This window comes from Streptomyces sp. NPDC053432, assembly GCF_055585365.1.
The window spans coordinates 506556-530152 of sequence record NZ_JBVJKF010000002.1; the positions used below are offsets into that span (position 1 = coordinate 506556).

Here is a 23597-nt window from a genome sequence, read left to right on the forward strand (position 1 = left end):
CGGAACTCTAGCGCGCTCACAGGGGGCTCACGGGACCGGGCGGGGTGACGGATCCCTCACTCCGCGTGCGACTGAAGGATCCCCTCCGCTTCCCCGGCGGGCACCTCGGTGGGCATCTCGGCGGGCATCTCGGCGGGCATCTCGAAGGGCTCGAACCACGTGGGCTCGTCGCGCAGGGCCTGCTCGATCCGGAACAGCGAGAACTTCTCCATGGGCGGCAGCTCGTCCACCGCGAACCAGGCCACGTCCAGGGACTCGTGGTCGTTGGCCCGCGCCTCGCCGCCGGTCGCACGGCAGCGGAAGGTGATGTCCTGGAACTGGCAGACGTCGCCGTTGGGGTAGGTGATCGGAGCCTGCATCTGGACGAGGACCACGCGCTCGGGAACGCAGTGCACCGCCGTCTCCTCCTGGACCTCGCGCACGGCGGTCTCGGCCGGCTGCTCACCGGGCTCGCAGATGCCGCCGACCACGGACCACCGCCCGTTGTCGGAGCGCCGGCCCAGCAGGACCCGGCCCCGGTCGTCGAAGACGATCGCCGTGACGGCGGGCAGCAGCAACAACTGGTGGCCGGCTGTGGCGCGGATCTCGCGGATGAAGTCGGGTGTGGTCATCCCCCGACCCTACGAGGCCGGGGGCGTGGCTCCCGCGTCAGGCGGCGCGTCGTGCGCGGACGCGCCGGGTCAGGACCAGGCCGAGACCGCCCGCGGCGATCAGCAGGAGGGCGTACTCGGCGAGTGGCCCCAGGCGGGTGGCGGGGGTCTCGGTGGAGCGCAGGGGGATCTCGGCCACGAGCGCGTCGGCGGTGAACATCCTGGTCTGCTCCACGATCTTCCCGTCGGGGCGGATGACAGCGCTGACCCCGCTGGTGACCGGGACCAGGACGGTACGGCTGTGCTCGACCGCGCGGATCCGGTCCATGGCGAGCTGCTGGTAGGTCATCTGGGTGCGGCCGAAGGTGGCGTTGTTGCTGGGGACGGCGATCACCTGGGCGCCGTCGCGGACGGTGGAGCGGACCGCGTCGTCGAAGGCGGCCTCGAAGCAGGTGACCATGCCGACGCCGCTGCCGGCCATGTCGAAGACGCCGGGGTCCTTGCCGGGGCCGAAGTCGCGGCGCACCCGGTCCACGTCCGAGCTGAAGAGCCGGACGAAGGAGCGCATCGGGATGCGCTCGCCGAAGGGCTGGATCTTGCGCTTGTCGTAGGTGTCCGTGGGGCCCTTGACCGGGTCCCAGAGGATCATCGTGTTGCGCAGCGGCCCGGTCTCCGGGGCCACGACGGCGCCGATGGCGACGGGCACGCCGATGGCCTTGACCGCCCGTTCGATGGCGGCGTAGGCGTCGGGCTGGGAGTAGGGGTCGAGGTCGGAGGAGTTCTCCGGCCAGACGACGAAGTCGGGCTTGGGCACCCGCCCGGCCGCCACGTCCTCGGCGAGCTGGACGGTGCGGTTGACGTGGTTGTCGAGGACCTGGCGGCGCTGGGCGTTGAAGTCGAGGCCCAGACGCGGGACGTTGCCCTGGATGACGGCGGCGACGGCCTTGCCGTCCTCGGCCGCGTCGGAGACCAGCGGGCGGGCGGCGAGCCCGGCGCCGATGGGGGCGGCGACGCTGAGCGCCGCGACGGCGGCGGTGGCGCGGCCGGGGTGCTCGCGGGCCGCGCGCAGGGCCGCGTACAGGCCGAATCCGCAGAGGGCGACGGCGAAGGAGAGCAGCGGGGTGCCGCCGAGGGCGGCCAGCGGGGTGAAGACCCCGTCGGCCTGGCCGAAGGCGAGCTTGCCCCAGGGGAAACCGCCGAAGGGGACCCGGGCGCGCAGGGCCTCCCCGGCCACCCAGACGGCCGCGGCGAAGACCGGCCAGGCGGGGAGCCGGCCGACGAGGGCGATGCCGAGGCCGGTGAGGCCGATGAAGAGGGCTTCGACGGCGGCGAGCGCCAGCCAGGGCACCGGACCGACCTCCGAGCCGGTCCACACGAGGAGCGGCAGCATGAAGCCGAGCCCGGCGAGGAACCCGAGGCCGAAGCCGGCCCGGGCGCGCCGGCCGTGCAGGCAGCCGGCGAGCAGCGCGAGGGCGAAGGGGGCCAGCCACCACAGGGGGCGGGGCGGGAAGCTGAGGTAGAGCAGCACTCCGGCGAGCACCGCGAGCGGGGCCCGCACCAGCCACAGGGCCGCGCGCGGCCCCATCCGGGAGAGGACTCCGTCCCGGGCCACGGGGGTGGTGGCCCCGGTGGTGGCGGTCCCGGCCGGGTCGGCGGGCTTCACGGGCTCGTTCCCGGCCGTGCGGGTGACACTGCTGCTCATCTGGCGGAGTGTACGTCCCCTCGGACAAAGCGCAGGTAAGGACCTATCGGGCGAGGGCCCGCAGGTGGGTGCGGATGACCCGGACGGCGTTCTCGGCGTCGTCGACGGTGACCGTGAACAGCTTCCCGTCGCCGAGCCTCAGTTCCAGGCCCTCACCGCGCCGGACGATGACCGCGGTGCCCTTCTCTGGGCGCCAGCGGTAGCCCCAGCCGCCCCACTGCTGCGGGGTGATCCGGGGGACGAACTCCGCCGAGGCCACGTCGCTGAGCGGGATCCTTCGGCGCGGCAGCCCCATGTGGCCGCAGCGCACCTCGAAGACCTCGGCGTCGACGCTGACGGCGACGTGCACGAAGGCGAGCGTCCCGAAGAGGATCAGCAGCCCCGCGGCGAGGCAGCCGATCACGGACATGAGGAGGGGCACGTAGCCGGAGGCCCAGGTGTTGTCGACGGCCAGTTCCGCGCCGAGCGCCAGACAGGCCGCACCGGCTGCCGCCAGCAGCCACTGCACGCGGTTGGAGGCCCGGCCCGTCCATCGCGGACCCGGGGTGTGGACCGTCATGTTGTGCAGCGTACTCACGTTCCGCACCGGCGCCACCGCCTCTCGCCCACACGGGCCGCACCGCGCGCCTTCCCGTGCTTGACCTCAATCAAACTTGAGGTCCTACGGTCCTCGCATGACCACTCACCAGGCAGTTCAGAACACCGTTCCCGCGCGCTACCGCACGGCGGTGGTGCCGCACATCATGGTGGCCGACGCCGCCGCGGCGATCGACTTCTACGTCCGGGCCTTCGGCGCCGTCGAGGAGTTCCGGCTCGGCGGCCCCGAGGGCGGGGTGCTGCACGCCGAGATCCGGATCGGCGGGGCGGTGCTGATGCTCGGCGACACCTCCGAGGGGCCGTTCTCCGCGCCTTCGGAGCTGGGCGGGACCTCGGTCGCGCTCCACGTGTTCGTACCGGACGTGGACGCGCTCGCCCGGACCGCCGTGGCGGCGGGCGCGGAGCTGGTGCAGGAGCCGGCCGACCAGTTCCACGGCGACCGGACCGCGATCCTGCGGGACCCGTCCGGGCACCTGTGGGTGTTCCTGACCCACGTGGAGGAGGTGTCCCAGGAGGAGCTGGAGCGACGGCTCGGACAGTCCCGATAGGGGGTCAGCCGGTCAGCCCGGCAGCGGGCCCGTGAGCGCGTCGCGCAGCGCCCCCCGACAGCCCGGCCCGGCCGTGGGTGAGGGCCCCCGCGTCGGCCAGGACGGGGCAGGCGCCCTGACCGCGGTCGGGCGTCACGGCGTGGGCGGCGCCCCTGACGAGGACGGCCCGGCCGGCGGCCGAGGCACCGGCAGGGGCCGTCCAGGGACCGGGGTACGGGGACCGGAACGGCGCACCCCGTGGACCCGCGGGCAGGCGGGCAGGCGGGCAGGCGGGCAGGCGGGCTCACCGGCTCGGGGGGGCCGGTTCGCGCAGCAGTTCCAGGCGCCGGCCCGCGAAGGCCGCACGCAGCCGCCGGTCGTGCGTCACCACGACCAGCGTCCCGGCGAAATGGGCCAGCGCCGCCTCCAGTTCCTCCACCACCGCCGGGGCGAGGTGGTTCGTCGGCTCGTCGAGCAGCAGCAGATCCAGCGGGCGCGCCACCAGCCCGGCCAGCTCGGCCTTGCGGCGCTGCCCGGACGAGAGCGCGCGCAGCGGCCTGCCGAGGTCCTCGGGCGCGAGCAGCCCGTACGCGGCGACCTGATCGGCGCGGTCCTGCCCGAACAGCTGCACCACCGAGCGGAGTTCACCCGCCCACGGGTCGTCCTGCCGGAGCAGGCCCACCCGCGGGGGAGTCCGTACGAGGCCCTGTGCGGGCTCCAGTTCACCTGCCAGCAGGTGCAACAGGGTCGACTTGCCGGCCCCGTTGGGCCCGGTGACCAGGAGCCGCTCCCCCGGGACCAGCTTCAGCGACACCGGCCCGAGCCTCCCCCGCACCGCCGCCCCGGCCAGCTCCACCGCCCCGGCAGCTCCCCCGGTGAACCGGCCGGTGAACGCGAGCGGCCGCGGAGGCGGCGGGACCGGGTTCTCGGTGAGCCGGGCCAGTCGCTCGCGGGCGGCCCGGATCCGGCTCGCGGCGCCGTGGCCCCGCGACCGCGCGCGGAACGCCCCGGCCCCGCTGAAGCCGCGGGGCAGCTTGCGCGGGATGGCGGCGAAGCGCCCGATGTTGGTGTCGGCGAGCTTCTCGGCGCTCCGGACCTCCTCGCGCCACTCCTCGTGCTCCCGCTGCCGCCGGGCACTCTCGGCGGCGCGGGCGGTCAGGAACCCCTCGTACCCGTCGCCGTAGCGGCGGACCGTACGGCTGCCGGGGTCCACCTCCAGGAGGGTCGTCGTGACGCGGTCGAGGAAGAGCCGGTCGTGCGTCACCGCGATGACGGTTCCGCGGTGGCCGCGCAGGTGCTCCTCCAGCCAGCCGACCGCCTCGTCGTCGAGGTCGTTGGTCGGCTCGTCGAGCAGCAGGAGCTCCGGCTCGGAGGCGAGGGCGGCGGCGAGCGCGAGGCGGGACCGCTGACCGCCCGACAGGGTGCCGAGCCGGCGGTCCGGGTCGAGGCCGGTGCGTTCGCCGAGGCGGCGCAGGGTGGTCGCGACGCGCCGCTCGGCGTCTCGGCCGCCGCGCGCCTCATGGGCATCGAGGAGCGCCGCGTACGAGGCGAGTTCCTCGGGGCCGGCCGCGTGCAGGGCCGCCTCCGCGGCCCGGATCCGCCGCTCCAGCGCACGCAGGTCGGCGAGCGCGAGGTCGACGGCGTCGCCGACGCGGGCGGAGGGCGGCAGGTCGAGGGTCTGCGCGAGGTGGCCGAGGCCGCCGGGCGCGGTGACGGTGACCTCCCCGTGGTCGGGCCGCTCCCGTCCGGCGAGGAGCCGGAGCAGGGTGGACTTGCCGGAGCCGTTGTCGCCGACGACCCCGACCCGCTCGCCGGGCCGGACCGTGACGCCGACGCGGTCCAGGACGACGTGGGCGCCGTAGCTCTTGGTGACCTCGGACAGGACGATCTGGGTGGAGGCGAGTGGAGCGCGCAAGGGCGATTCCTTCCGTTGACGGCGACTATCCCGGCGAGACGAACCGTTCCGTCTCGTCATGCCGGCAAAGGTAAACCACTTATCGGTGCAACGCAAGACGCTCCGTCTCGCGGACGGAGTGGATCAGGCGACGGGCGCGCCGTGGCCGACGAGCAACTGCCCTTCCGCGTAGGCGAGCGCGGCAGCGGGAAGGTTCCCCTCGCGCCCGCTGCGCAGGACGGTCAGTCCGCCGGTACGGGGCAGCCCGGGCTCCGGCCCGACGCCGAGACGGCGCAGCGCCTGCACGGCGACGGGCTCGGCGGAGCCGTGGAAGACGTACCCGGCTCCCCGCGTCCGCCCGTCGAGGGCGGTCCGGATCGGGGCCTCGACCAGCTCGTAGTGCGTGCAGCCGAGCACCACGTCGGTGACGTCGGACGGGGTCAGCGAGGCGGCCACGGCGACGGCGGCCGCCACGGCGTCGTCGTCCGCCGCCTCGACGGCGTCGGCGAGACCGGGGCACGGCACCTCGGTGACCCGGGCGCCGGCGGCGAAGTCGCGGATCAGCCCGCGCTGGTAGGGGCTGCCGGTGGTGGCGGGAGTGGCCCAGATCGCCACGCGGCCGCCGGCCGCCGCGGCGGGCTTGATCGCGGGAACGGTGCCGATCACCGGGATGCCGGGCTCGAGCTCGGCCCGCACGGCGTCGAGGGCGTGCACGGTGGCGGTGTTGCAGGCCACGATCAGCGCGTCCGGGCGGTGCGCGGCGGCGGCCCGGGCGACAGCGAGCGCCCGCCCGGTGAGGTCGGCCGGGGTACGCGGCCCCCAGGGCATCCCGTCGGGGTCGGAGGACAGCACGAGATCCGCGTCCGGCCGCAGCCGCCGCACCGCCGCGGCCGCCGCGAGAAGGCCGATTCCGGAGTCCATGAGGGCGATCTTCACCCCGCCACCTTAATCCCTGCGGGGCCGGGCCCCCCGCGGGGCTCGGCGGTACCGGACCCCGAGGCAGTGCCGCACCACACCGGACAACGCCCCTGCCGAACCTCAGCCGCCCCAGACCCGACGCCCCGGGCCGCGGCACCGGAACACCTCTCCCCGGCCCCGCCGGGCTCGACGGCACGAGGCCCCGAGGCACGCCCGCGCCACACGGACCAACGCCCCCGCCAGACGTCAGCAGCCCCAGACCCGACGACCGGGCCGCAGGCACCGCAGCACCTCCCCGCCGGGACCCGCCGGGCTCGGCGGCGCAGGGCCCCCGCCGGCACGGCCGCGCCACACGGACCAACACCCCCGCCGGGCCTCAGCAGCTCCGAGACCGGCCCGTCCCGCGTACCCCCCGGTCGGTGGCCGCCCGTCAGGGAACCGCCGGGAGACGGGGCGGCGTCCCGCCCGCGTACCCGCAGGCAGACGGTCCCGCAGGGGACCGGGGTCAGGGCCGGTCGGGCTCAGCGGCAGCGAACCGGCTCTGCCAGGTGCGGCGGTAGCCCTCGCGCAAGGGGCCGCCCACCAGGTCGAGGATCTCCCCCGCCGCCGCGAGCAACGCCGCCGGGTCGCCGGACCCGCACAGGTGGAGGTGCGCCTCCACCAGCGCACCCCCGCGCCGCGCGTCCGCCGCCCGCAGCCGTCTCGGCAGCCACTTGCCGCCCCCTGCCCAGGCCTGGTGGTGGTCCAGGAGCAGTTCGGCGGCGGCGTCGAGTACGACCGCCGCCACAGCGAGCCGCTCCACCGGGTCACCCGCGTCCGCGAGGTCGTCCAACGCGTCCGTCAGCGCGTACCTCTTGCTCTCGACCGTCTCCGGATCCAGCGCCGGCGGCCCCTCCCGGAGGTCGGCCGCGGCCAGCGCACGGGCCCGCCCCGCCTCGCCGTCCACGTCGACGAGGACGCGCCCGGCCGCGTACATGTTCTGCATCACCGCGCGCCGCGTGGCGATGTCCGCCGCGAAGAGCTCGGCGAGTCCGGCACGGGTGTGGACGAAGAGCTCCACCAGCCGCCCCTCGTACCGGATCGTCTCCCGGTACGTCTCGCAGCCGTCCGGCACCAGCACGGCGATGTCCAGGTCGCTGCCGGCGGTGGCGCGTCCGGCCGCCGTCGATCCGGCGAGGATCACGGCGAGCGCGTCCGGGAAGAGCTCACCGGCGAGCCGTCGCGCCTGCTCCACAGGGTCCGTTTCCATCCGGCCAGGGTGACAGATCCGCAGACCCGGCAGACCCGGCAGACCCGGCAGACCCCGCAGACCCGGCAGACCCGGCAGACCCCGCAGACCAGCAACAGACCGGCAGACCAAGTGCTCGCGCACGACCCGGTTTCCGGCGCCACGACGCCGCCGCGTCCGGGTCCACGACACTCCCCGCCCGGCCCGGCACACTGCCGACATGGGCCTCCTCACCGCCGCCTGCGCGGCCTTCGCCTCCCTCGCCGCCTGGCTCTGGCTCACGCTCGCCCAGGGCATGTTCTGGCGCACCGACGTCCGGCTCCCGGAACCCCGCACCGCCCCCGCCCGCTGGCCGTCCGTGGCGATCATCGTGCCCGCGCGGGACGAGGCCGAGGTACTCCCCCGCAGCCTGCCGTCGCTGATCGCCCAGGACTATCCCGGCGAGGCCGAGGTGGTGCTCGTGGACGACGGCAGTACCGACGGCACGGCCGCCCTCGCGCTCGGGCTGGCGCGCGAGCAGCCCGGGCTGCCGCTCACCGTCGTCTCCCCCGGCGATCCCGCCCCCGGCTGGACGGGCAAGCTCTGGGCACTGCGCCACGGCATCGCGCACGCCCGCACCGCGCGTCCTGCGGAGCCCGAGTACCTCCTCCTCACCGACGCCGACATCGCGCACGAGCCCGACAGCCTCCGCGAGCTGGTCGCCGCCGCGACCTCCGCCGACCTCGACCTCGTCTCCCAGATGGCCCGGCTGCGCGTGGCCGGCTTCTGGGAGCGGCTCGTCGTACCGGCCTTCGTCTACTTCTTCGCCCAGCTCTACCCGTTCCGCCGGATCAACCGCCCGGCCGCCCGCACCGCGGCGGCCGCGGGCGGCTGCGTCCTGCTGCGCACCGCTGCCGCCGTGCGGGCCGGGGTGCCCGATTCCATCCGGCAGGCCGTCATCGACGACGTGTCCCTCGCGCGCGCCGTGCAGCGCTCCGGCGGACGGATCTGGCTCGGGCTCGCGGAGCGGGTGGACAGCGTGCGCCCGTACCCCGCGCTCGGCGACCTCTGGCGGATGGTCTCGCGCAGCGCGTACGCGCAGCTGCGCCACCAGCCGCTGCTGCTGGCCGGCACGGTCGCGGGGCTGGTGCTCGTCTACCTCGTGCCGCCGGCCGCGCTCCTCGCGGGGCTCGCGACCGGGCACCCGGCCGTGGCCTGGGCCGGAGGCCTGGCGTGGCTGCTGATGGCGGGCACCTACCTGCCGATGCTCCGGTACTACCGCCGGTCGGCCGCGCTCGCTCCGCTGCTTCCGTTCACCGCCTTCCTGTACCTGCTGATGACCGTCGACTCGGCCGTCCAGCACTACCGGGGACGCGGAGCGGCATGGAAGGGCCGTACCTATGCCCGCCCCAGTGACGCCTGAAACAGGGAATCGCGCACGAACTATGGCCAAAACCAACGTCATCCGAGGTCACCGAGGTGTGACGCTCCGTCAGCAGCAAATCGGTGCACCACACAACCGGTGAGGACGAGTGGGACAAGGCGGTGCGGACGTGGCGAATCGTGCACGTGAACGCCAAGTGAAAGGTGGGGCTCTGACCTGCGAATATGCAGGTCAGAGGGGGGTTGGTGACACCTCGCTATGGACCCCGTGAAGTCGTGGGCTTAACTTATGACCCATGACCTCCCCCCGCTCCACTTATGGCGGCGGTTACTACTCCGCGCCCTCCTTCCCGGACACCCCCATCTACGACTCCCTCGTCGCCGAACGCGGCACTCCGCAGATCGCTCCGATCCGCGTCCCGGCCGCCTACGACTCCCCGAGTTCCGGGTATTCGAGCGGCGGATACCTCCCGGCCCTCGCTTCGGCGCTGCCCGCCCTGCCGGCCGCCCTTCCCCCAGCGACGCCCCAGCAGCAGGCACCCGGGTACGGGTACCCGTACCCGCAGCAGACCGCTCCGCAGCAGACGCCGCTGCAGAACGCGCCCGCTCCGTACATCCCGCAGCAGCAGCCCGTCGGCGCCCGCGCCGGGTTCGTGCCGCAGCCCCAGCTGCAGCCTCCCCGCCCGGTCGCCGCGGCCGCCGGTTACGAGGCCATGCGCCCGGCCGCACCGCGCCCGATGCAGGTTCCGGTTCAGGTGCCCGCGCCGGTCCAGGGGGCCTCCTACGAGGACCCGTACGGCCGTCCGTACCAGGGGCGCGGCTACTGACCGATCCCAAGTCAGTTGCATGGACATCCGACGGGGCTGGCAATATGCCTCCATGTCGAACTTGCATGTCCATGCGCTCCACGTCCATCCCGTCAAATCGCTGGCCGGGACCGCTCCCGACGCGGTTGCCGTGGAGCCATGGGGTCTGTCCGGAGACCGGCGGTGGGCGCTGGTCGACACCGAGGGCATGGTCATCACCCAACGCCAGCAGCCGCGGCTGGCGTTGGCTTCGGCCCGTCCGGTGGACGGCGGAGGGATCGCGGTGTCCGCGCCGGGCATGGCGGAGCTGGTGGTGGAGGCGCCCGGACCGGGGCCGCTGGAGCCGGTCGTACTGTTCGGGCAGAAGGTCGAGACGGTGATCGCGGCCGACGCCGCGGCCGCCTGGTTCGGCGAGTACCTCGGGGTTCCGGTGCGGCTCGCCCACCTGGACGAGCCGGCCGTGCGCCGGCCCGTGGACCCGGACTACGCGCTGCCGGGCGAGACGGTGAGCCTGGCCGACGCGTACCCGCTGCTGCTCACCACGCTCGCCTCGCTGGAGGCCCTCAACGCACTGATCGCGCAGGGGGACCACCCCGAGGAGGGTCCGCTGCCGATGAATCGTTTCCGCCCCAATGTGGTGGTCGCCGGAGCGGAGGCCTGGGCGGAGGACGGCTGGCGGCGCATCGCCATCGGCGACGCCGAGTTCCGCGGGGTCCGCGAGTGCGGCCGGTGCATCGTGACCACCACCGACCAGGCGACCGCGCAGCGGGGCAGGGAACCGCTGAAGACCCTCGCCGAGCACCGGCGGATCGGCAAGTCGCTGGCCTTCGGGCGGCAGCTGGTGCCGGTCCGGCTCGGGACCGTGCGCGTCGGCGACGAGGTCCGCATCCTCGAATGACCCGCTCAGACCCCCGGAATGACACCTTCGGGGGGAGCCTCGCCCCGACTGGAACCAACCGGCCCGACCACGCCGTTGGATCAGTCGAGACAGGTGGGCGGCCGGTACGGGGACGACACCGGATCGGGTGACACCTGTCTCGCGCGTCCCGGAATGCGCGTTTCCGGGAGGTGCGGGAGGCTTGTACGCGCAGACAGGCGAAGCTCGCGGGGCAGGGGGAGCCAAACCGTGTGGACGGCAATGGGTGTGTGGCGCTGGCGGCGCAATCCGCTGCGGCGTCCGACGGATCTCTTCGAGGCATGGGTGGCGTTCGCCGCACTGGTGTGCCTCCTGGTGGTGGCTCCGGCCCTCGGCTGGGTCGCGGGCCTCAAGGTCGACGGGACCTTGCAGCGGGCCGCGCACGAGCAGCGGCAGGAGCGGCACCTCGTGGCGGCGGTGGTGGTCCGGCCCGCCCCCGAGCCTGCCGCGGGCTCTTCCGCGGACCCGTCGGCGCAGCGCACGGCCCCGCACCGGACGCAGATCGTGGCGTCGTGGACCGCGCCCGACGGCAGCAGTCACCAGGGCACGGTGCCGGCCGCGGAGGAACCGCCGCGGCCCGGTGACCGCTTCCGGATATGGACGGACGCGCGCGGCCGCCTGGTGGGGCAGCCGCTCGATCCGTCCTCGGCCGCCCTGCACGCGGGGGTGGCGGGGCTGGCGATCGCGCTCGGTGCGGCCGCACTGGTGGAAACGGTGCGGCGGCTGGTCGTACGCAGGCTCATGCATCGGCGGTACATACGTCTGGACCGCGCCTGGGCGGCCGCCGGTCCGGACTGGGGCCGGGCGGGCGCGGGCAGTTGACCTGGCCGCCCGGCGGCGCCGCGCGCGCTACGGTGGGGCGGCCGGACCAGATCGGTCTCATCGGCATCGGCGAGTACGAGGGCGGGGGCACGACAGCACCATGGCTCAGGGCACGGTCCAGGTGACGCACGGCGGGACTTCGCGGTGGCGGCGCCGCTCCGGCGAGTATCCGACGCTGGCCGCCGCGCTCGCCGTCGCGGGCGACGGGGACGTGCTGTCCATCGCGCCCGGCACCTACCGGGAGAACCTGGTGCTGGAGCACGCGGTGACCCTGCGCGGGCCCGAGGGCGGGCTGGGGTCGGTGCGGATCGCCCCGCTCGACGGGGTCGCCCTGACCGTGCGCGCCTCGGCCGTGGTGCAGGACCTGCACCTGGAGGGGCAGGACCGGGCGACGCCCGCGCTGCTGGTCGAGGACGGCTCGCCCGAGCTCACCGATCTGCGGGTCAGCACCCGCTCGGCGGCCGGCATCGAGGTGCGCGGCTCCGGGGCCCGGCCCCTGGTGCGGCGGTGCACGGTGGAGAATCCGGCCGGCGTCGGGATCGCCGTACTGGACGGCGGCGGCGGGGTGTTCGAGGAGTGCGAGGTCGTCGCCGCCGGGCAGACCGGCGTCTCGGTGCGCGGCGGCGGGCGGCCCCGGCTGGAGCGCTGCCGGATCCACCACGCCACGGGCGCGGGCATCGGCATCACCGGCGAGGGTTCGGGCCTGGAGGCGCTGGGCTGCGAGGTGTACGAGATCAAGGGCGCGGGGGTGCAGATCGCCGCGCGGGCCGCGGCCCGGCTCACCGACTGCGCGGTGCACCGCACCTCCGCCGACGGGGTCACCCTCGACACCGACGCCGTGCTCACCCTGGCGGGCTGCGACATCCACGACATCCCGGAGAACGCCGTCGACCTGCGGTCCCGTTCGGTGCTCACCCTCAGCCGCACCGCGGTCCGCCGGTTCGGCCGCAACGGCCTGTCGGTGTGGGATCCGGGGACCAGGGTCGATGCCGAGTCCTGCGAGATCCACGACAGCACCGGCGACTACCCGGCGGTGTGGATCAGCGACGGGGCCACCGCCTCCCTCGCCTCCTGCCGGGTGCACGACGTGCCGGACGCCCTGTTCGTGCTGGACCGGGGTTCGCGCGTGGACGTGGTCGACAGTGACCTCTCGCAGGTGCGCAACACCGCCGTCTCGGTGAGCGACGGGGCCGCCGCCCAGCTCGACGACTGCCGCGTCCGCGAGGCCGGGACGGGCGCGTGGTTCCGTGACCACGGCAGCGGCGGCACCCTCGCGAACTGCACCTTCGACTCGGTGCAGACCGGCGTGATCGTCACCAAGGGGGCCGACCCCGCGCTGGAGCGGTGCACGGTCACCTCACCCGCCGAGGCCGGGTTCTACGTGTCGGCCGGAGGTCGCGGCACGTTCACGGCCTGCCGGGTGGAGGGCAGTTCCGGCTTCGGGTTCCACGTCATCGACGGCTGCCGCACCACGCTGACCCGCTGCCACACCGAGCGCTGTGCGCGCGGGGGTTACGAGTTCGCGGAGGACGGCCCGGCCACCGAGGACTGCACCAGTGACGAGTCGGGGACCAGGCGGGCGGCCCAGGCGGGCGCCCGCGGCGGGTCCGCGGGGGAGCGGGCGGGAATCCGTACGCTCGTGGCGGCGCGCGGCGGGGTACCGGCGGCGGAGGTGGCCGTACCGCGCCCGGCGCGGGAGCCGGACGGCGGGACCGCGGCGGCCGCGCGGGGTTCGGACGAGGCGCTGGCCCAGCTCGACGCGCTGGTCGGCCTGGACAGCGTCAAGCGCGAGGTGCGGGCGCTCACCGACATGATCGAGGTGGGCCGGCGGCGGCAGCAGGCGGGGCTGAAGGCGGCGTCCGTGCGCAGGCACCTGGTCTTCACCGGCTCCCCCGGTACCGGCAAGACCACGGTCGCCCGGCTCTACGGGGAGATCCTCGCCTCGCTCGGGGTGCTGGAGCGCGGCCACCTCGTCGAGGTGTCCCGGGTGGACCTGGTCGGCGAGCACATCGGCTCCACCGCTATCCGTACGCAGGAGGCCTTCGACCGGGCGCGCGGCGGGGTGCTGTTCATCGACGAGGCGTACGCGCTGGCTCCGGAGGACTCGGGCCGGGACTTCGGGCGTGAGGCGATCGACACGCTGGTCAAGCTGATGGAGGACCACCGGGACGCGGTGGTGGTGATCGTCGCCGGGTACACGGCGGAGATGGACCGCTTCCTGGCGGTCAACCCGGGGGTCGCCTCGCGGTTCTCGCGGACCATCACCTTCGGCGACTACGGGCCCGACGAGTTGCTGCGGATCGTGGAGCAGCAGGCGGAGGAGCACGAGTACCGGCTCGGCGAGGGCACGTCCGAGGCGCTGCTGGCGTACTTCACGGCGCTGCCCAAGGGCCCGGCGTTCGGCAACGGCCGCACCGCGCGGCAGACCTTCGAGTCGATGGTCGAGCGGCACGCGGGCCGGGTGGCGCAGCTGTCGGAGCCGAGTACGGACGAGCTCACCCTGCTGTTCCCTGCGGATCTGCCGGCCCTGCCGGCTTTGCCCGCTCCTTGCTGAGACCCGGCCTCTGGGCCGGTAGGCCGGCGGGTGGTGCGGCCTCGTCCAGGCGGGCGAGCAGCGCGGCGCGTTCGGCGGCGAAGGCCGGGTCGGCCTGGTAGTCGGAGTGGCCGAGGATGGGCGCGGGCAGCGGGTACCGGGCACTGCGGCCGTAGGCGACGGGGTCGGCGAGCGGGCCGCGGTCCACGTCCTGGCCCGCGCCGGGGAGCGCGGGGCCTCCGATGGGATCGGTGGCCCGCCACAGGTTGCGCCAGCAGTCGAGCTCGCCGTGCAGGGAGGCGAGCGGCCCGGGGCCGAAGTAGGCGGGGAACCAGCGGCCGTAGAGGCGGGCGAGCGGGGATCCGTAGGTGAGCAGGGCCACCCGGCGGCGGACGTGCGGCGGCAGCTGCCAGACGGCCGCGGCGGCGAGGACGCTGCCCTGCGAGTGGCCGGAGATGACGAGCCGTCCGCCGGTGCGGCCCGTCCAGCCGGTCATCCGCCAGGTCAGGTCGGGGACGGCGCGCTCGGCGTAGCAGGGCGGCGCGAAGGGGTGGGCCGCGCGCGGCCAGAAGGTGCCGACGTCCCACAGGATGCCGATGGTGCGGCGGGCGGACGGGTCCCGGTAGGCGCGCCGGCCCCAGGTCACGAAGAGGACGAAGCCGAAACCGACGAGCCAGGATCCGGCGTCCTGGGCGGTACGGGCGGCCGTCTCCAGCAGCGGGCCGCTGCCGCGTGCCGCCTCGTAGGGGACGCGGCCGCCGATCCAGGCCCCGGCGAGGGCTCCGGCGCCGAGCAGCAGAGTGATCCCGGAGACGGCTCCGACGAACCAGGGCGCGGAGTCGGTGAGCGCGGCGGCGGCCCGCGCGCCCGCGATGCGGCGGCTGCGGGGCCCGTCCGGGGTCTCGCCGGGGTATTCGGCGGCGATGCCGGCGGCCGTCCTGCGCCGTTCGCGCGCCCCGCGCCCGGTGAACCAGGCGGCGAGCAGGGCCAGTACGAGGAGCAGCGGCGGCAGCACGGCGGCCTGCCAGGACAGCAGCACGGGCGGCCCGGGGAGCGGGGACCCGGGCGTCCCGGGGACGGCGTCGCCGTCCAGCCAGTCGGCGACGCGCTGGGCGACGCCGCCCGACATCACCCCGCCGAGGGCGCAGCCCAGCATGCCGACGGCGGGTCCGCCGAGGCCGCCCAGCGCGGTGGCCGGATCGGGGGCCCGGCGGTGCAGGTACCGGGCGACGACGGCGAGCAGCAGCACGCAGGCGCCCTGACCCAGCATCAGCACCCCGAAGGCGAGGTCCCCGGGGAGCCGCCCGACGGAGGTCCAGCCGGGGCGGGCCCAGCAGGCGTGCACGAGGACGGCGGCCAGCAGCGCGAGGGCGGCCCCGGGCAGCATGGTGACGGCGGCCCGGTCCAGCCGGTGGTCGGCCCGGTCCTCGGTCCGGCCGCGCCGGCAGACGATCCAGGCCACGGCTCCGGCCACGGCGGCGAGCAGTCCCTGGGTGGCCCAGCCGAGCGCTTCCAGGACGGGTGCGCCGGCCGGCCCGCGGTCGTGGCGTGCCGTGGGCACGGAGACGGCCACCGCCACGGTGAGCAGCCCCGCGGCGGTGTGCGCGGCGCGCAGACGGGCCACGAGGCGGCGCCCGTACCAGAATCCGGGCCGGCCGAGGGCGGGGACCGCGTCCGAGGCGGTGTCCGGGTCGGCCGCTCCGGCGGGCGGCGGCTGGGACTCGTAGGCGCTCCAGGTGCGGTTGGACAGGTACCAGAGCAGCCCGGTCAAGGCGGCCGGGACCAGCGCGCCGAGCGCGAGGCGGCGGCCGGGTTCGGCCCACCAGCCGGCTTCGGGGGCGAGGAAACCCAGCCAGGGGAAACGGGAGCCCGCGCACGAGCCCGTACCCCCGCACTGCCAGGCGAACAGGTCGAGCGCGACCTCGCAGGCGGCCGCGATCAGCAGCACGGTCAGGCTGAGCGCGAGGACCCGGACGAGGACCCCGTACGTCCGCACGGCACGCGGCGCGGTGCCGGCGGTGCCGGTGGTGTCGGCGGGGCGGGCCCAGTGGGCGAGGTTGGCCACCATGAAGGGCAGGAGCAGCAGCCACAGCGCGCGGGCGCCGTTGCCGGAGGTGAGCCGGGACCAGCAGTAGGCCTCGGGAACGGGCCGCCCGGCGTAGCGCTCGGGGTGCGCCTCGGCATCGGCGTCCTCGGTACGGCGGAAGACGGCGGCGGTGGAGTCCCCGGTGACCCGCACGGTGCGCGGGTCACCGAGCAACTCTCCGGGTGCCGCACCGGCCACGCCGTGCACGAGGAGCTCCAGCGCGAGCACGGGCGGCTGGGGAAGGGGCGTCTCCGGCACGGCGGCGGCCTCCGCTCTCGGGGAAGTACAGCATCCCGCCCGCCGGGGCGCCTTGCCAGCACCACGCCCGCACCGGCTCCCGGTCGGTGGGAACTTCGTACGGACTTCTGTGCGAGGGGCGGCTATGGTGTCGCCGCGCACGACAGCGAACTCACCCGAGGGGGTACCGCCATGGCTCGCCGACTCCGCCCGGTGGGGCTGGACTTCATCCAGGACGCGCCGGTGCGGCTGGTCTTCGCCGCTGAGGTCTCCGCGGCGCCCGAGGACGTGTACCGGGCCCTCGCCGAGGAAGTGGAGGACTGGCCGCGCTGGTTCCGGGCGGTGACCCTGGCCCGTCCCACGCACGGGGGCGCGGGCCGGGAGGTCAAGCTGATGGGCGGCGTCCGCTTCGAGGAGACGATCATGGCGGCGGACCCCGGTCAGCGCTACGCGTACCGGGTCGACACCACCAACGCCCCTGGGCTCCAGGCCCTGTTGGAGGAGTGGCGGCTGACTCCCCGCGGGGCCGGCACCCACGTCCGCTGGACCTTCGCCGCCGACGGACCCGCCGCCTTCCGCTTCGCCCTCACCCTGGCCCGCCCGGGCCTCGGCCACTCCTTCCGGCAGGCGGTCCGCGCACTGGAAACCCGCCTGACGACCCGCCGGGCGACGGGTCGGTAGCCGGCCGCCCGCTCCCCGCGCCGACCGGCCGGTTCAGGCGGCCGGTTCAGGCGGCCGGTTCGCGCCAGGTGCCCGTCGTCAGGAGGGTGTCGACGGTCTTCGCGTACGGGGCCAGGTCGAGGCCCTGCTGCGCCAGCCACTCGTCGGAGTAGTACTTGTCCAGGTAGCGGTCGCCCGAGTCGCAGAGCAGGGTGACCACGCTGCCCGTACGGCCCTCGGCCACCATCTCGGAGACGATCTTCAGGGCGCTCCACAGGCCGGTGCCGGTGGAGCCGCCGGCCTTGCGGCCGATCGCCTGCTCCAGCGCACGGCAGGCGGCGACGCTCGCCGCGTCCGGGACCTTCATCATGCGGTCGATGGCCCCCGGTACGAAGCTCGGCTCCATGCGGGGCCGCCCGATGCCCTCGATGCGGGAGCCGCAGTCGCTGCTCGCGTCCGGGTCGTTGTTCGTCCAGCCGTCGAAGAAACACGAGTTCTCCGGGTCCGGGACGCAGATCCGGGTGTCGTGCTGCATGTAGTGCACGTAGCGCGCGATCGTCGCGGAGGTGCCGCCGGTGCCGGCGGTCGCGACGATCCAGGCCGGTTCGGGGAAACGCTCCAGGCGCAGCTGCTGGTAAATCGATTCTGCGATGTTGTTGTTGCCGCGCCAGTCGGTGGCCCGCTCCGCGTACGTGAACTGGTCCATGTAATGGCCGCCCGTCCGGGCCGCGAGCTCGGCGGACTCCTCGTACATCTTCATCGGGTCGTCCACGAAGTGGCATTCCCCGCCGTGGAATTCGATGAGCCGGCACTTCTCGGGGCTGGTGGTCCGCGGCATGACCGCGATGAACGGGACGCCGATCAGCTTCGCGAAGTACGCCTCGGAGACGGCGGTCGAGCCCGAGGAGGCCTCGATGACCGGACGGCCGGGCCGGACCCAGCCGTTGCAGAGGGCGTACAGGAACAGCGAGCGCGCGAGGCGGTGCTTGAGCGAGCCCGTGGGGTGCGTGGACTCGTCCTTGAGGTAGAGGTCGATGCCCCACGCCTCGGGGAGCGGGAAGCGCAGCAGATGCGTGTCGGCCGAACGGTTCGCGTCCGCCTGGACCTTGCGAACGGCCTCCTTCAGCCACGCGCGGTACTCGGCGTCGCTGTGGTCCACGTCGACGGTGGTGCCGGCCGTGGCGGTGGTGACGGTGGTGACGGTGGCGCCGCTCGTGGCGGCTCTGGCGGCTGCGCCGGTTGTGCCGGTGGTGCTCATGCGCCGTGCTCCTTCGTGCCCGTTTCTCATGCCCTGTGCTTTCGCAATGTACCTCCCTCACCTGCGCAAACAGTCGCTTTGGGTTTCCATGCGGATCGCTTTCGGACGCGTTCGGTTGCACTGTGGCGCACCGTGGGTGACCCTGGTGGAGCATTACCGAGGGTGCAGCACCCGTAACACTCATGTCGGGGAGTCGCAGCCGTGATCAGTCATTCCCGCAGGCACTGCGTCGTCGAACTGCAGGCCTTGCCGTCGCGGATCGGCCAAATCCGCAGGATCGTCTCCGCGCAACTGCGCCACTGGCAACTCGATCCGCTCATAGACCGGGCTGCGCTCGGCGTGACGGAACTCCTCAGCAACGTCCACCGCCACGCGCAGCCGGACAAGACCTGCACGGTGGAGATCGAACTGCGCCTCGGGCGCCTCACGGTCTCGGTCATCGACAGCGATCCGCGGCTCCCGGTGCTGCGTGACGCACACCTGCTGGCACCGCAGCCCCTGGAGTCGCTGGAGACCTGCGGGCGCGGGCTCGCGCTCGTGGCGGCGGTCAGCGAGGCCTGGGGGGTGCGGGAGCGGCCCGACGGCCCGGGCAAGGTGGTGTGGTTCTCCCTGCGGGCGGCGCCCGTACCGCAGACCCCGTCGCAGCCGAGGCGGATCAAGACCACGCCCGTACGGGAGCCCGCGCGAGCGGTGTCCCTCGCCACGGACCCCCGAGCCGTCCCGGCAGCGCTGCCGGTGGCCGCCACGGTCGGCACCGGGCCCGGGTGACGTCCCGCCGCGGCGCCACCGGGAGCGGTGCCGTGCGGCGGGCCCGGGAGGTGCCGTGCGGGACCTTCGCAACACCCGCTAGGCCAGCGCTCCCAGCGGGTCGTCGAGCACCGGCTGCCACGCCAGTTCCGCCGCGCCGACCAGGCTGTTGTGGTCGAGGGTGCACGGCAGGATCGGTACTCCCCCGCTGCGCCCCCACAGGCTGCGGTCGGCGACCACCGCGCGCAGCCGGTCCGGGTCGGCGTGGAGCAGTTCGCGGTGCAGGCCGCCGAGGATGATGCGGTCCGGGTTCAGGATGTTGACCAGGCCCGCGAGACCGAGGCCGAGCCGGTCGATCAGCTCCTCGGTGGCCGCCCGCACCCCCGCCTCGCCGGGCTCGTCGCGCAGCAGGTCACGGGCCTGCTGGAGCAGCGACACCTCCGGGCCGGGCGTGCGCCCGGCGGCGGTGAGGAAGGCCAGCGGGTCGGCCTCCACGTCCAGGCAGCCGCGGCTGCCGCAGTGGCAGGCCCGCCCCTCCGGGTTCACGGTGAGGTGGCCGACCTCCAGGGCCAGACCCGAACTCCCGCTGTGCAGGCGCCCGTCCAGCACCAGCGCCCCGCCCACCCCGCGGTGCCCGGTGGCCACGCACAGCAGGTGCTGCGCGCTGCGGCCCGCCCCGTGCCGGTGCTCGGCCAGCGCGGCGAGATTGACGTCGTTGCCGGTCAGCGCGGGGCCGTCGATGCCGGCGGCCTTCACGCACCGCGCGAAGACGGAACGTACGGGCGAACCGGGCGGCCAGGCCAGGTGCAGCGGGTTCAGCGCGGTGCCCTCCGGCTCGGCGACGGCCGAGGGCACCGCGAGTCCGGCGCCGATGCAGCGGCGGCCGCTCTCCTCCAGCAGCCGCGCGCCCGCGTCGACCACCGCGCCGAGCACCTGTGCCGGGTCGGCGGAGACGGTGATCTTGCCGGGGGCGGTGGCGACGATCCGGCCGCCGAGGCCCACCAGGGCCGCGCGGAAGCCGTCGGGGTGCACCTGGGCGGCGAGGGCGACGGGCCCGTCCTCGGCGACCGCCAGCCGGTGCGAGGGGCGGCCCTGGGTGCCGCCGCCGCCCGCACCGCCGGGCCGGGAGTCGACGCGGATCAGCCCGAGCGCCTCCAGTTCCGCGGCGACGGCGCCCGCGGTGGCCCGGGTGACGCCGAGCTCGGCGGTCAGGACGGCGCGCGTCGGGGCGCGGCCGGTGTGGACCAGTTCCAGCGCGGGACCCAGCGCCCCGCGGCCGCGCTCCAGCTTGGTCCGTGCGGACGTGGACCCCGTGGTCACATCCCCCACCCGCGGCGGGGCCCCGTTGCCGTTCATGGCAACGATCCTCGCATGATCGGAGGCCGCCCGACGCCGCCCCTAGACCGCTCCCGGGCCGAGGCCGCCGACGCGGAGGGTGATGTTCAGCCGCCCGGTGAGGCCGAGCCCGGGCGGGCCCGTGCCCGGCAGGACCTTCGGCACGCCGTGGAAGGCCAGACGGCTCTCGTCCCCGAAGACGAAGAGGTCCCCGCTGCGCAGCTCGACGTCCCGGTACGGGCGGCCGCGCGAGTCGGTGTTGCCGAAGCGGAAGACGCAGCTGTCGCCGAGGCTGAGCGACACCACCGGGGCCCCGGACCTCTCCTCGGCGTCGCGGTGCATGCCCATGCGGGAGTCGCCCTCGTAGAAGTTGACCAGGGCGATGTCGTAGACCTCGGCGCGGTCCGGCGGCCGCCCGTAGGCGGCGGTCAGCGCTTCGCGCCCCAGCTCGGCCAGCCAGTGCGGCATGGGCTTGACGGGCGCCCCGTCCCCGTCGACGGCGGTGCGCGCGTATCCGTACGGGTACCAGTGCAGCCCGAGACACACCTGGCGGGCGGTCATCACCCCGCCGCCGGGGGTCCGTACGGTGCGCAGACCGGCGGGAGGCCGGGCCCACTCGCGGCAGGCGTCGAGCAGCCCGCGCTGGCGCGCCGGCCCCAGCCAGTCCGGCACGTGCACGGCGCCGGGGGCGATCACGGCCCGCTCGCGCGGGAAGAGTTCCCCGTCCATTGCTCCATTGTGGGCTCCGGCTGCGAGACTCCCGGCATGGAGATCATCGATTACGTGAAGACGGTCGCGCGGGAGGGCGAGCTGCTCGCCGACGTGGCCGGACAGGTGGGCACCGGAGCCCCGGTGCCCACCTGTCCGGGGTGGCACGTGGCCGATCTGCTGCGGCACACGGGGGCTGTGCACCGCTGGGCGGCCGGTTACGTCGCGGAGGGGCGGCTGGAGCCGGCGGCGTTCCCCGACGCACCCGAGCTGGTGGGCGGCGATCTGCTGAGGTGGTTCCGGGAGGGGCACGCGGCGCTGGTGCGCACCCTGACCGAGGCTCCGGCCGACGTCCAGTGCTGGACCTTCCTGCCCACGGCCGCGCCGTCTCCGCTGGCGTTCTGGGCGCGGCGGCAGGCCCACGAGACCACGGTGCACCGGCTGGACGCGGAGTCGGCGCTCGGCGTGGCGTACGCGCCGGTGGACGCCTGGTTCGCGGAGGACGGGGTGGACGAGCTGCTGACCGGCTTCCACGCCCGCCCGCGCAGCCGGGTCCGTACGCCGGAGCCCAAGGTGCTGCGGATCCGGGCGGCCGACACGGGCGCGTCCTGGACCGTCCACCTGTCCGCGGAGCCGGCCCGCACGGTGCGCGGCACCACGGAGGAGCCGGCCGACTGCGAGGTGACGGGCGAGGCGTCCTGGCTGTACGAGGCGCTCTGGAACCGCCTCCCGCTGGCAGGGCCGGAGGTCACCGGCGACCTCTCTCTCGCCCGGCTGTGGACGGAGCAGGCCGGCATCTGATCCGGCCCCGCGGGGGGCGGGCGGCGGCGCGGGCGCCCTTGTGACGCGCGGTGCGCGCTGTGACACTGCCCGTATGGAGCGGCGGGCGCGGCGTACGCAGGAGGACCGGGACGCGGTCACGATCGAGATCGGCTACGCCTTCGTCAGCGCGTGCTGCGCCGCGGCCCTCGCCTTCGGCGCGGTGTACGGGCCCGCGCCGGCGTTCTCCCTGTCGCGGGCGGCGCACCACGTGCTGGCCCTGGCGGGCGGGGGCCTGGCCGCGGTGGTGTTCGTCCTCCGGGTCACGCACGTCCTGCTGGGCTTCGCCCGCCGTCCGGAGAACGACGGGGCCTGAGAAGGTAGGGTCGATCCCTCGGAAGATCACGGGGGGGGGAGTCGGTGTTCGGTTCCACGGTGCGGCGCACGGCGGTACTGGCGGTGGTCCTGGCCGGGTTCACGGTCTCCTGCGGCGGAGATCCGGTCGCGCCGTCCGCGGCGGCGCGGCAGTCCTCGACGGCCTCGGCCCCGACGGCCTCGGCCTCGACGGCCTCGGCCTCGGACCGCGCGTCGGCCGCTCCCCCGGGCGTCCCGGCCGAGAAGGTCCGGGACGCCTTCGCCGGGCTCCAGGCGACGCTCAAGGACTCCTGCACCCCCGGCAACTGCGCGTACTTCCTCAAGCGCGTCCACGACGAACTCCACCGGCTGGACGCCGCGATGAAGGCGGACCCGAAGGGGCCCGGCCACTTCCCCGAGCCGATCGCCCTGACCGCGAAGCTCGACGAGGAGCTCGGCGCCGACCGCGACTTCGAGAACCTCAAGCAGCACCAGGAGCTGCTGATCGGCACCCGCGACAGGATCAACACCTGGATGCAGGGCCACCCCGACGACTACCGCTGATCCGGGTCACTCGCCGAGGGTGGCGGCGTACGCGGTCTGCGCGCGGTACGGCCAGGCGGGCGCCGCGTCCCAGGGGTTGGGCATGGTCCGGCCGGTCGCGTACGCGTGGCCGGCGCCACGGGTGAAGGCCGTCCGGAGGGCGGTGCGCATCGCGGCCGCGTCCGGCACCTCGTGGACGAGGTGCCAGAACGCCGTGCCGGGCGGGTCGAGTTCGGCTCCGGTGCGGTACCCGCCCACGGGGTCGAAGACGTTCCCTCCGAGCCAGCCGCCGCCGGTGTAGGCGGCGTAGGTGTCCTCGTAGGTGACGAAGACGTCGGCGGTCCGGTGGCCGGGTTCCAGGTAGCAGTCGGCGATCGCGGTGCCGGGGTTGTCGACGACGAGTTCGGGGACGGACGGGTCGACGGCGTCCATGACGGCCTGCACGTAGCGGCGCAGTTCCGCGTAGTGGTCGCGGGTCGCGTTGCCGGGGCCGCAGTCGCGGCTGACGACGTCGAAGAAGATGCCGTCGACGTGGAGGCGGCCGTCGCCGCCGGCGGGTCTGAGGTAGTTGTCGACGGAGGCCCTGACGGCGGCGATGTCGCGGTTGCCGTGGTCGGTGTGGACGTAGCCGAGGACCTTGGTCTTCTCCCCGGTCGCCGTGGTGGCGCGGCGCAGGGCGTCGGCGCGGGACCGCCAGGCCGCGTCGAACGGGGCGTCGCCGTTGCCCGGGTTGAGGACGACCACCGAGGGGGCCGGGCGGGTGGCGGCGAGGTCCGCGAGCACGGGGTCGTCCGCCCAGACGTAGGCGGGGACCGCGATCTCCAGGCCCCGCACGCCGGCCGCCCGGGGCGCGGAGGTCAGGGTCTGGGCGGTGCCGGGCGGGGGTGTGTCGCGCGCCGACGCGGTGACGACCGGCGCCGGCGCGGCGAGTAACGCGGTGACGACGATGGCCAAGAGGGCCTTCACGGCGCGGGGCATGAACGTTCCTCCGGCGGCGGCACGAGGTGGGCGGCCC

General features: G+C 74.9%; 22 protein-coding genes. 11 read left to right on the forward strand and 11 right to left on the reverse strand.

Annotated features, from left to right (window positions below; genetic code table 11):
* Nucleotides 1-56: 56 nt before the first annotated feature.
* From ACZ6Y1_RS05415 to ACZ6Y1_RS05425, 3 genes are all read right to left on the reverse strand, one after another.
* A complete protein-coding gene (locus ACZ6Y1_RS05415; RefSeq protein WP_469623219.1) occupies nucleotides 57-611 on the reverse strand; it encodes an NUDIX hydrolase in 555 nt (184 codons plus the stop codon).
* A 37-nt stretch (nucleotides 612-648) separates the two neighbouring features.
* Nucleotides 649-2175 (reverse strand): apolipoprotein N-acyltransferase, encoded by a 1527-nt coding sequence (gene lnt, locus ACZ6Y1_RS05420; protein WP_469623709.1) that lies wholly within the window; start codon nucleotides 2173-2175, stop codon nucleotides 649-651.
* Between the two features lie 160 nt (nucleotides 2176-2335).
* Nucleotides 2336-2851, reverse strand: a complete 516-nt coding sequence (locus ACZ6Y1_RS05425; protein ID WP_469623222.1) for a hypothetical protein — start codon at nucleotides 2849-2851, stop codon at nucleotides 2336-2338.
* A gap of 115 nt (nucleotides 2852-2966) precedes the next feature.
* Between ACZ6Y1_RS05425 and ACZ6Y1_RS05430 the strand changes: the two genes are divergently transcribed.
* Nucleotides 2967-3437 carry a VOC family protein gene (locus ACZ6Y1_RS05430; RefSeq protein ID WP_469623225.1) on the forward strand — a complete coding sequence of 157 codons (471 nt, stop codon included), beginning with the start codon at nucleotides 2967-2969 and terminating at the stop codon, nucleotides 3435-3437.
* 283 nt (nucleotides 3438-3720) lie between these two features.
* Here ACZ6Y1_RS05430 and ACZ6Y1_RS05435 read toward each other — a convergent pair whose 3' ends face one another.
* The 3 genes from ACZ6Y1_RS05435 to ACZ6Y1_RS05445 form a co-directional block, all read right to left on the reverse strand.
* Nucleotides 3721-5391, reverse strand: a complete 1671-nt coding sequence (locus ACZ6Y1_RS05435) for an ABC-F family ATP-binding cassette domain-containing protein (protein ID WP_469623228.1) — start codon at nucleotides 5389-5391, stop codon at nucleotides 3721-3723.
* Between the two features lie 63 nt (nucleotides 5392-5454).
* Nucleotides 5455-6246 (reverse strand): glutamate racemase, encoded by a 792-nt coding sequence (locus tag ACZ6Y1_RS05440; RefSeq protein ID WP_469623232.1) that lies wholly within the window; start codon nucleotides 6244-6246, stop codon nucleotides 5455-5457.
* Nucleotides 6247-6733: 487 nt separating this feature from the next.
* Nucleotides 6734-7477 carry a nucleotidyltransferase domain-containing protein gene (locus ACZ6Y1_RS05445; protein ID WP_469623235.1) on the reverse strand — a complete coding sequence of 248 codons (744 nt, stop codon included), beginning with the start codon at nucleotides 7475-7477 and terminating at the stop codon, nucleotides 6734-6736.
* Between the two features lie 199 nt (nucleotides 7478-7676).
* On the opposite strand from ACZ6Y1_RS05445, the gene ACZ6Y1_RS05450 reads away from it, so the two are divergent.
* The 5 genes from ACZ6Y1_RS05450 to ACZ6Y1_RS05470 all read left to right on the forward strand — a co-directional run bounded on the left by ACZ6Y1_RS05450 (nucleotide 7677) and on the right by ACZ6Y1_RS05470 (nucleotide 13916).
* Nucleotides 7677-8858, forward strand: a complete 1182-nt coding sequence (locus tag ACZ6Y1_RS05450) for a glycosyltransferase (RefSeq protein WP_469623239.1) — start codon at nucleotides 7677-7679, stop codon at nucleotides 8856-8858.
* 256 nt (nucleotides 8859-9114) lie between these two features.
* Nucleotides 9115-9645 carry a DUF6643 family protein gene (locus tag ACZ6Y1_RS05455; RefSeq protein ID WP_469623242.1) on the forward strand — a complete coding sequence of 177 codons (531 nt, stop codon included), beginning with the start codon at nucleotides 9115-9117 and terminating at the stop codon, nucleotides 9643-9645.
* A 52-nt stretch (nucleotides 9646-9697) separates the two neighbouring features.
* On the forward strand, nucleotides 9698-10522 hold the full coding sequence (locus ACZ6Y1_RS05460) for an MOSC domain-containing protein (RefSeq protein WP_469623246.1): 825 nt from the start codon (nucleotides 9698-9700) through the stop codon (nucleotides 10520-10522).
* A 228-nt stretch (nucleotides 10523-10750) separates the two neighbouring features.
* Nucleotides 10751-11362 (forward strand): Rv1733c family protein, encoded by a 612-nt coding sequence (locus ACZ6Y1_RS05465; protein WP_469623249.1) that lies wholly within the window; start codon nucleotides 10751-10753, stop codon nucleotides 11360-11362.
* A 100-nt stretch (nucleotides 11363-11462) separates the two neighbouring features.
* The gene (locus tag ACZ6Y1_RS05470; protein WP_469623253.1) at nucleotides 11463-13916 is read left to right on the forward strand and encodes a right-handed parallel beta-helix repeat-containing protein; all 2454 of its coding nucleotides are present in this window, start codon (nucleotides 11463-11465) and stop codon (nucleotides 13914-13916) included.
* On the opposite strand, the gene ACZ6Y1_RS05475 is transcribed toward ACZ6Y1_RS05470, so the two are convergent.
* Nucleotides 13858-16239: a hypothetical protein gene (locus ACZ6Y1_RS05475; RefSeq protein WP_469623256.1), complete on the reverse strand. Its 2382-nt coding sequence runs from the start codon at nucleotides 16237-16239 to the stop codon at nucleotides 13858-13860. The genes ACZ6Y1_RS05470 and ACZ6Y1_RS05475 overlap by 59 nt on opposite strands.
* Nucleotides 16240-16410: 171 nt before the next feature.
* Between ACZ6Y1_RS05475 and ACZ6Y1_RS05480 the strand changes: the two genes are divergently transcribed.
* Entirely contained in the window at nucleotides 16411-16899 is a 489-nt protein-coding gene (locus tag ACZ6Y1_RS05480; RefSeq protein ID WP_469623259.1) for an SRPBCC family protein, read from the forward strand.
* A 46-nt stretch (nucleotides 16900-16945) separates the two neighbouring features.
* Here the strand turns inward: ACZ6Y1_RS05480 and cds1 are convergent, their stop codons facing one another.
* Complete coding sequence (cds1, locus tag ACZ6Y1_RS05485; protein ID WP_469623262.1) at nucleotides 16946-18136, reverse strand: L-cysteine desulfhydrase Cds1; 1191 nt, start codon at nucleotides 18134-18136, stop codon at nucleotides 16946-16948.
* A 201-nt stretch (nucleotides 18137-18337) separates the two neighbouring features.
* Here cds1 and ACZ6Y1_RS05490 point away from each other — a divergent pair, with 201 nt between their 5' ends.
* Nucleotides 18338-18904: an ATP-binding protein gene (locus ACZ6Y1_RS05490; protein ID WP_469623265.1), complete on the forward strand. Its 567-nt coding sequence runs from the start codon at nucleotides 18338-18340 to the stop codon at nucleotides 18902-18904.
* Between the two features lie 78 nt (nucleotides 18905-18982).
* On the opposite strand, the gene ACZ6Y1_RS05495 is transcribed toward ACZ6Y1_RS05490, so the two are convergent.
* On the reverse strand, nucleotides 18983-20239 hold the full coding sequence (locus ACZ6Y1_RS05495; RefSeq protein WP_469623268.1) for an ROK family protein: 1257 nt from the start codon (nucleotides 20237-20239) through the stop codon (nucleotides 18983-18985).
* Nucleotides 20240-20281: 42 nt separating this feature from the next.
* The gene (locus ACZ6Y1_RS05500) at nucleotides 20282-20947 is read right to left on the reverse strand and encodes an alpha-ketoglutarate-dependent dioxygenase AlkB family protein (RefSeq protein WP_469623271.1); all 666 of its coding nucleotides are present in this window, start codon (nucleotides 20945-20947) and stop codon (nucleotides 20282-20284) included.
* A gap of 36 nt (nucleotides 20948-20983) precedes the next feature.
* Between ACZ6Y1_RS05500 and ACZ6Y1_RS05505 the strand changes: the two genes are divergently transcribed.
* The 3 genes from ACZ6Y1_RS05505 to ACZ6Y1_RS05515 all read left to right on the forward strand — a co-directional run bounded on the left by ACZ6Y1_RS05505 (nucleotide 20984) and on the right by ACZ6Y1_RS05515 (nucleotide 22603).
* Nucleotides 20984-21727: a maleylpyruvate isomerase family mycothiol-dependent enzyme gene (locus tag ACZ6Y1_RS05505; RefSeq protein ID WP_469623275.1), complete on the forward strand. Its 744-nt coding sequence runs from the start codon at nucleotides 20984-20986 to the stop codon at nucleotides 21725-21727.
* A gap of 73 nt (nucleotides 21728-21800) precedes the next feature.
* On the forward strand, nucleotides 21801-22061 hold the full coding sequence (locus ACZ6Y1_RS05510; protein WP_469623278.1) for a DUF6332 family protein: 261 nt from the start codon (nucleotides 21801-21803) through the stop codon (nucleotides 22059-22061).
* A 44-nt stretch (nucleotides 22062-22105) separates the two neighbouring features.
* The gene (locus tag ACZ6Y1_RS05515; protein ID WP_469623282.1) at nucleotides 22106-22603 is read left to right on the forward strand and encodes a hypothetical protein; all 498 of its coding nucleotides are present in this window, start codon (nucleotides 22106-22108) and stop codon (nucleotides 22601-22603) included.
* A gap of 6 nt (nucleotides 22604-22609) precedes the next feature.
* Here ACZ6Y1_RS05515 and ACZ6Y1_RS05520 read toward each other — a convergent pair whose 3' ends face one another.
* A complete protein-coding gene (locus ACZ6Y1_RS05520; protein WP_469623285.1) occupies nucleotides 22610-23560 on the reverse strand; it encodes a spherulation-specific family 4 protein in 951 nt (316 codons plus the stop codon).
* Nucleotides 23561-23597 lie beyond the last annotated feature (37 nt).

Coding starts and splice junctions, on each gene's coding strand:
- ACZ6Y1_RS05460 (WP_469623246.1), top strand. CDS start 9,698: ATGTCGAACTTGCATGTCCATGCGCTCCACGTCCATCCCGTCAAATCG.
- cds1 (WP_469623262.1), bottom strand. CDS start 18,136: ATGAGCACCACCGGCACAACCGGCGCAGCCGCCAGAGCCGCCACGAGC.
- ACZ6Y1_RS05425 (WP_469623222.1), bottom strand. CDS start 2,851: ATGACGGTCCACACCCCGGGTCCGCGATGGACGGGCCGGGCCTCCAAC.
- ACZ6Y1_RS05430 (WP_469623225.1), top strand. CDS start 2,967: ATGACCACTCACCAGGCAGTTCAGAACACCGTTCCCGCGCGCTACCGC.
- ACZ6Y1_RS05495 (WP_469623268.1), bottom strand. CDS start 20,239: ATGAACGGCAACGGGGCCCCGCCGCGGGTGGGGGATGTGACCACGGGG.
- ACZ6Y1_RS05435 (WP_469623228.1), bottom strand. CDS start 5,391: ATGACGAGACGGAACGGTTCGTCTCGCCGGGATAGTCGCCGTCAACGG.
- ACZ6Y1_RS05500 (WP_469623271.1), bottom strand. CDS start 20,947: ATGGACGGGGAACTCTTCCCGCGCGAGCGGGCCGTGATCGCCCCCGGC.
- ACZ6Y1_RS05510 (WP_469623278.1), top strand. CDS start 21,801: ATGGAGCGGCGGGCGCGGCGTACGCAGGAGGACCGGGACGCGGTCACG.
- ACZ6Y1_RS05505 (WP_469623275.1), top strand. CDS start 20,984: ATGGAGATCATCGATTACGTGAAGACGGTCGCGCGGGAGGGCGAGCTG.
- ACZ6Y1_RS05450 (WP_469623239.1), top strand. CDS start 7,677: ATGGGCCTCCTCACCGCCGCCTGCGCGGCCTTCGCCTCCCTCGCCGCC.
- ACZ6Y1_RS05445 (WP_469623235.1), bottom strand. CDS start 7,477: ATGGAAACGGACCCTGTGGAGCAGGCGCGACGGCTCGCCGGTGAGCTC.
- lnt (WP_469623709.1), bottom strand. CDS start 2,175: ATGGGGCCGCGCGCGGCCCTGTGGCTGGTGCGGGCCCCGCTCGCGGTG.
- ACZ6Y1_RS05480 (WP_469623259.1), top strand. CDS start 16,411: ATGGCTCGCCGACTCCGCCCGGTGGGGCTGGACTTCATCCAGGACGCG.
- ACZ6Y1_RS05455 (WP_469623242.1), top strand. CDS start 9,115: ATGACCTCCCCCCGCTCCACTTATGGCGGCGGTTACTACTCCGCGCCC.
- ACZ6Y1_RS05415 (WP_469623219.1), bottom strand. CDS start 611: ATGACCACACCCGACTTCATCCGCGAGATCCGCGCCACAGCCGGCCAC.
- ACZ6Y1_RS05520 (WP_469623285.1), bottom strand. CDS start 23,560: ATGCCCCGCGCCGTGAAGGCCCTCTTGGCCATCGTCGTCACCGCGTTA.
- ACZ6Y1_RS05470 (WP_469623253.1), top strand. CDS start 11,463: ATGGCTCAGGGCACGGTCCAGGTGACGCACGGCGGGACTTCGCGGTGG.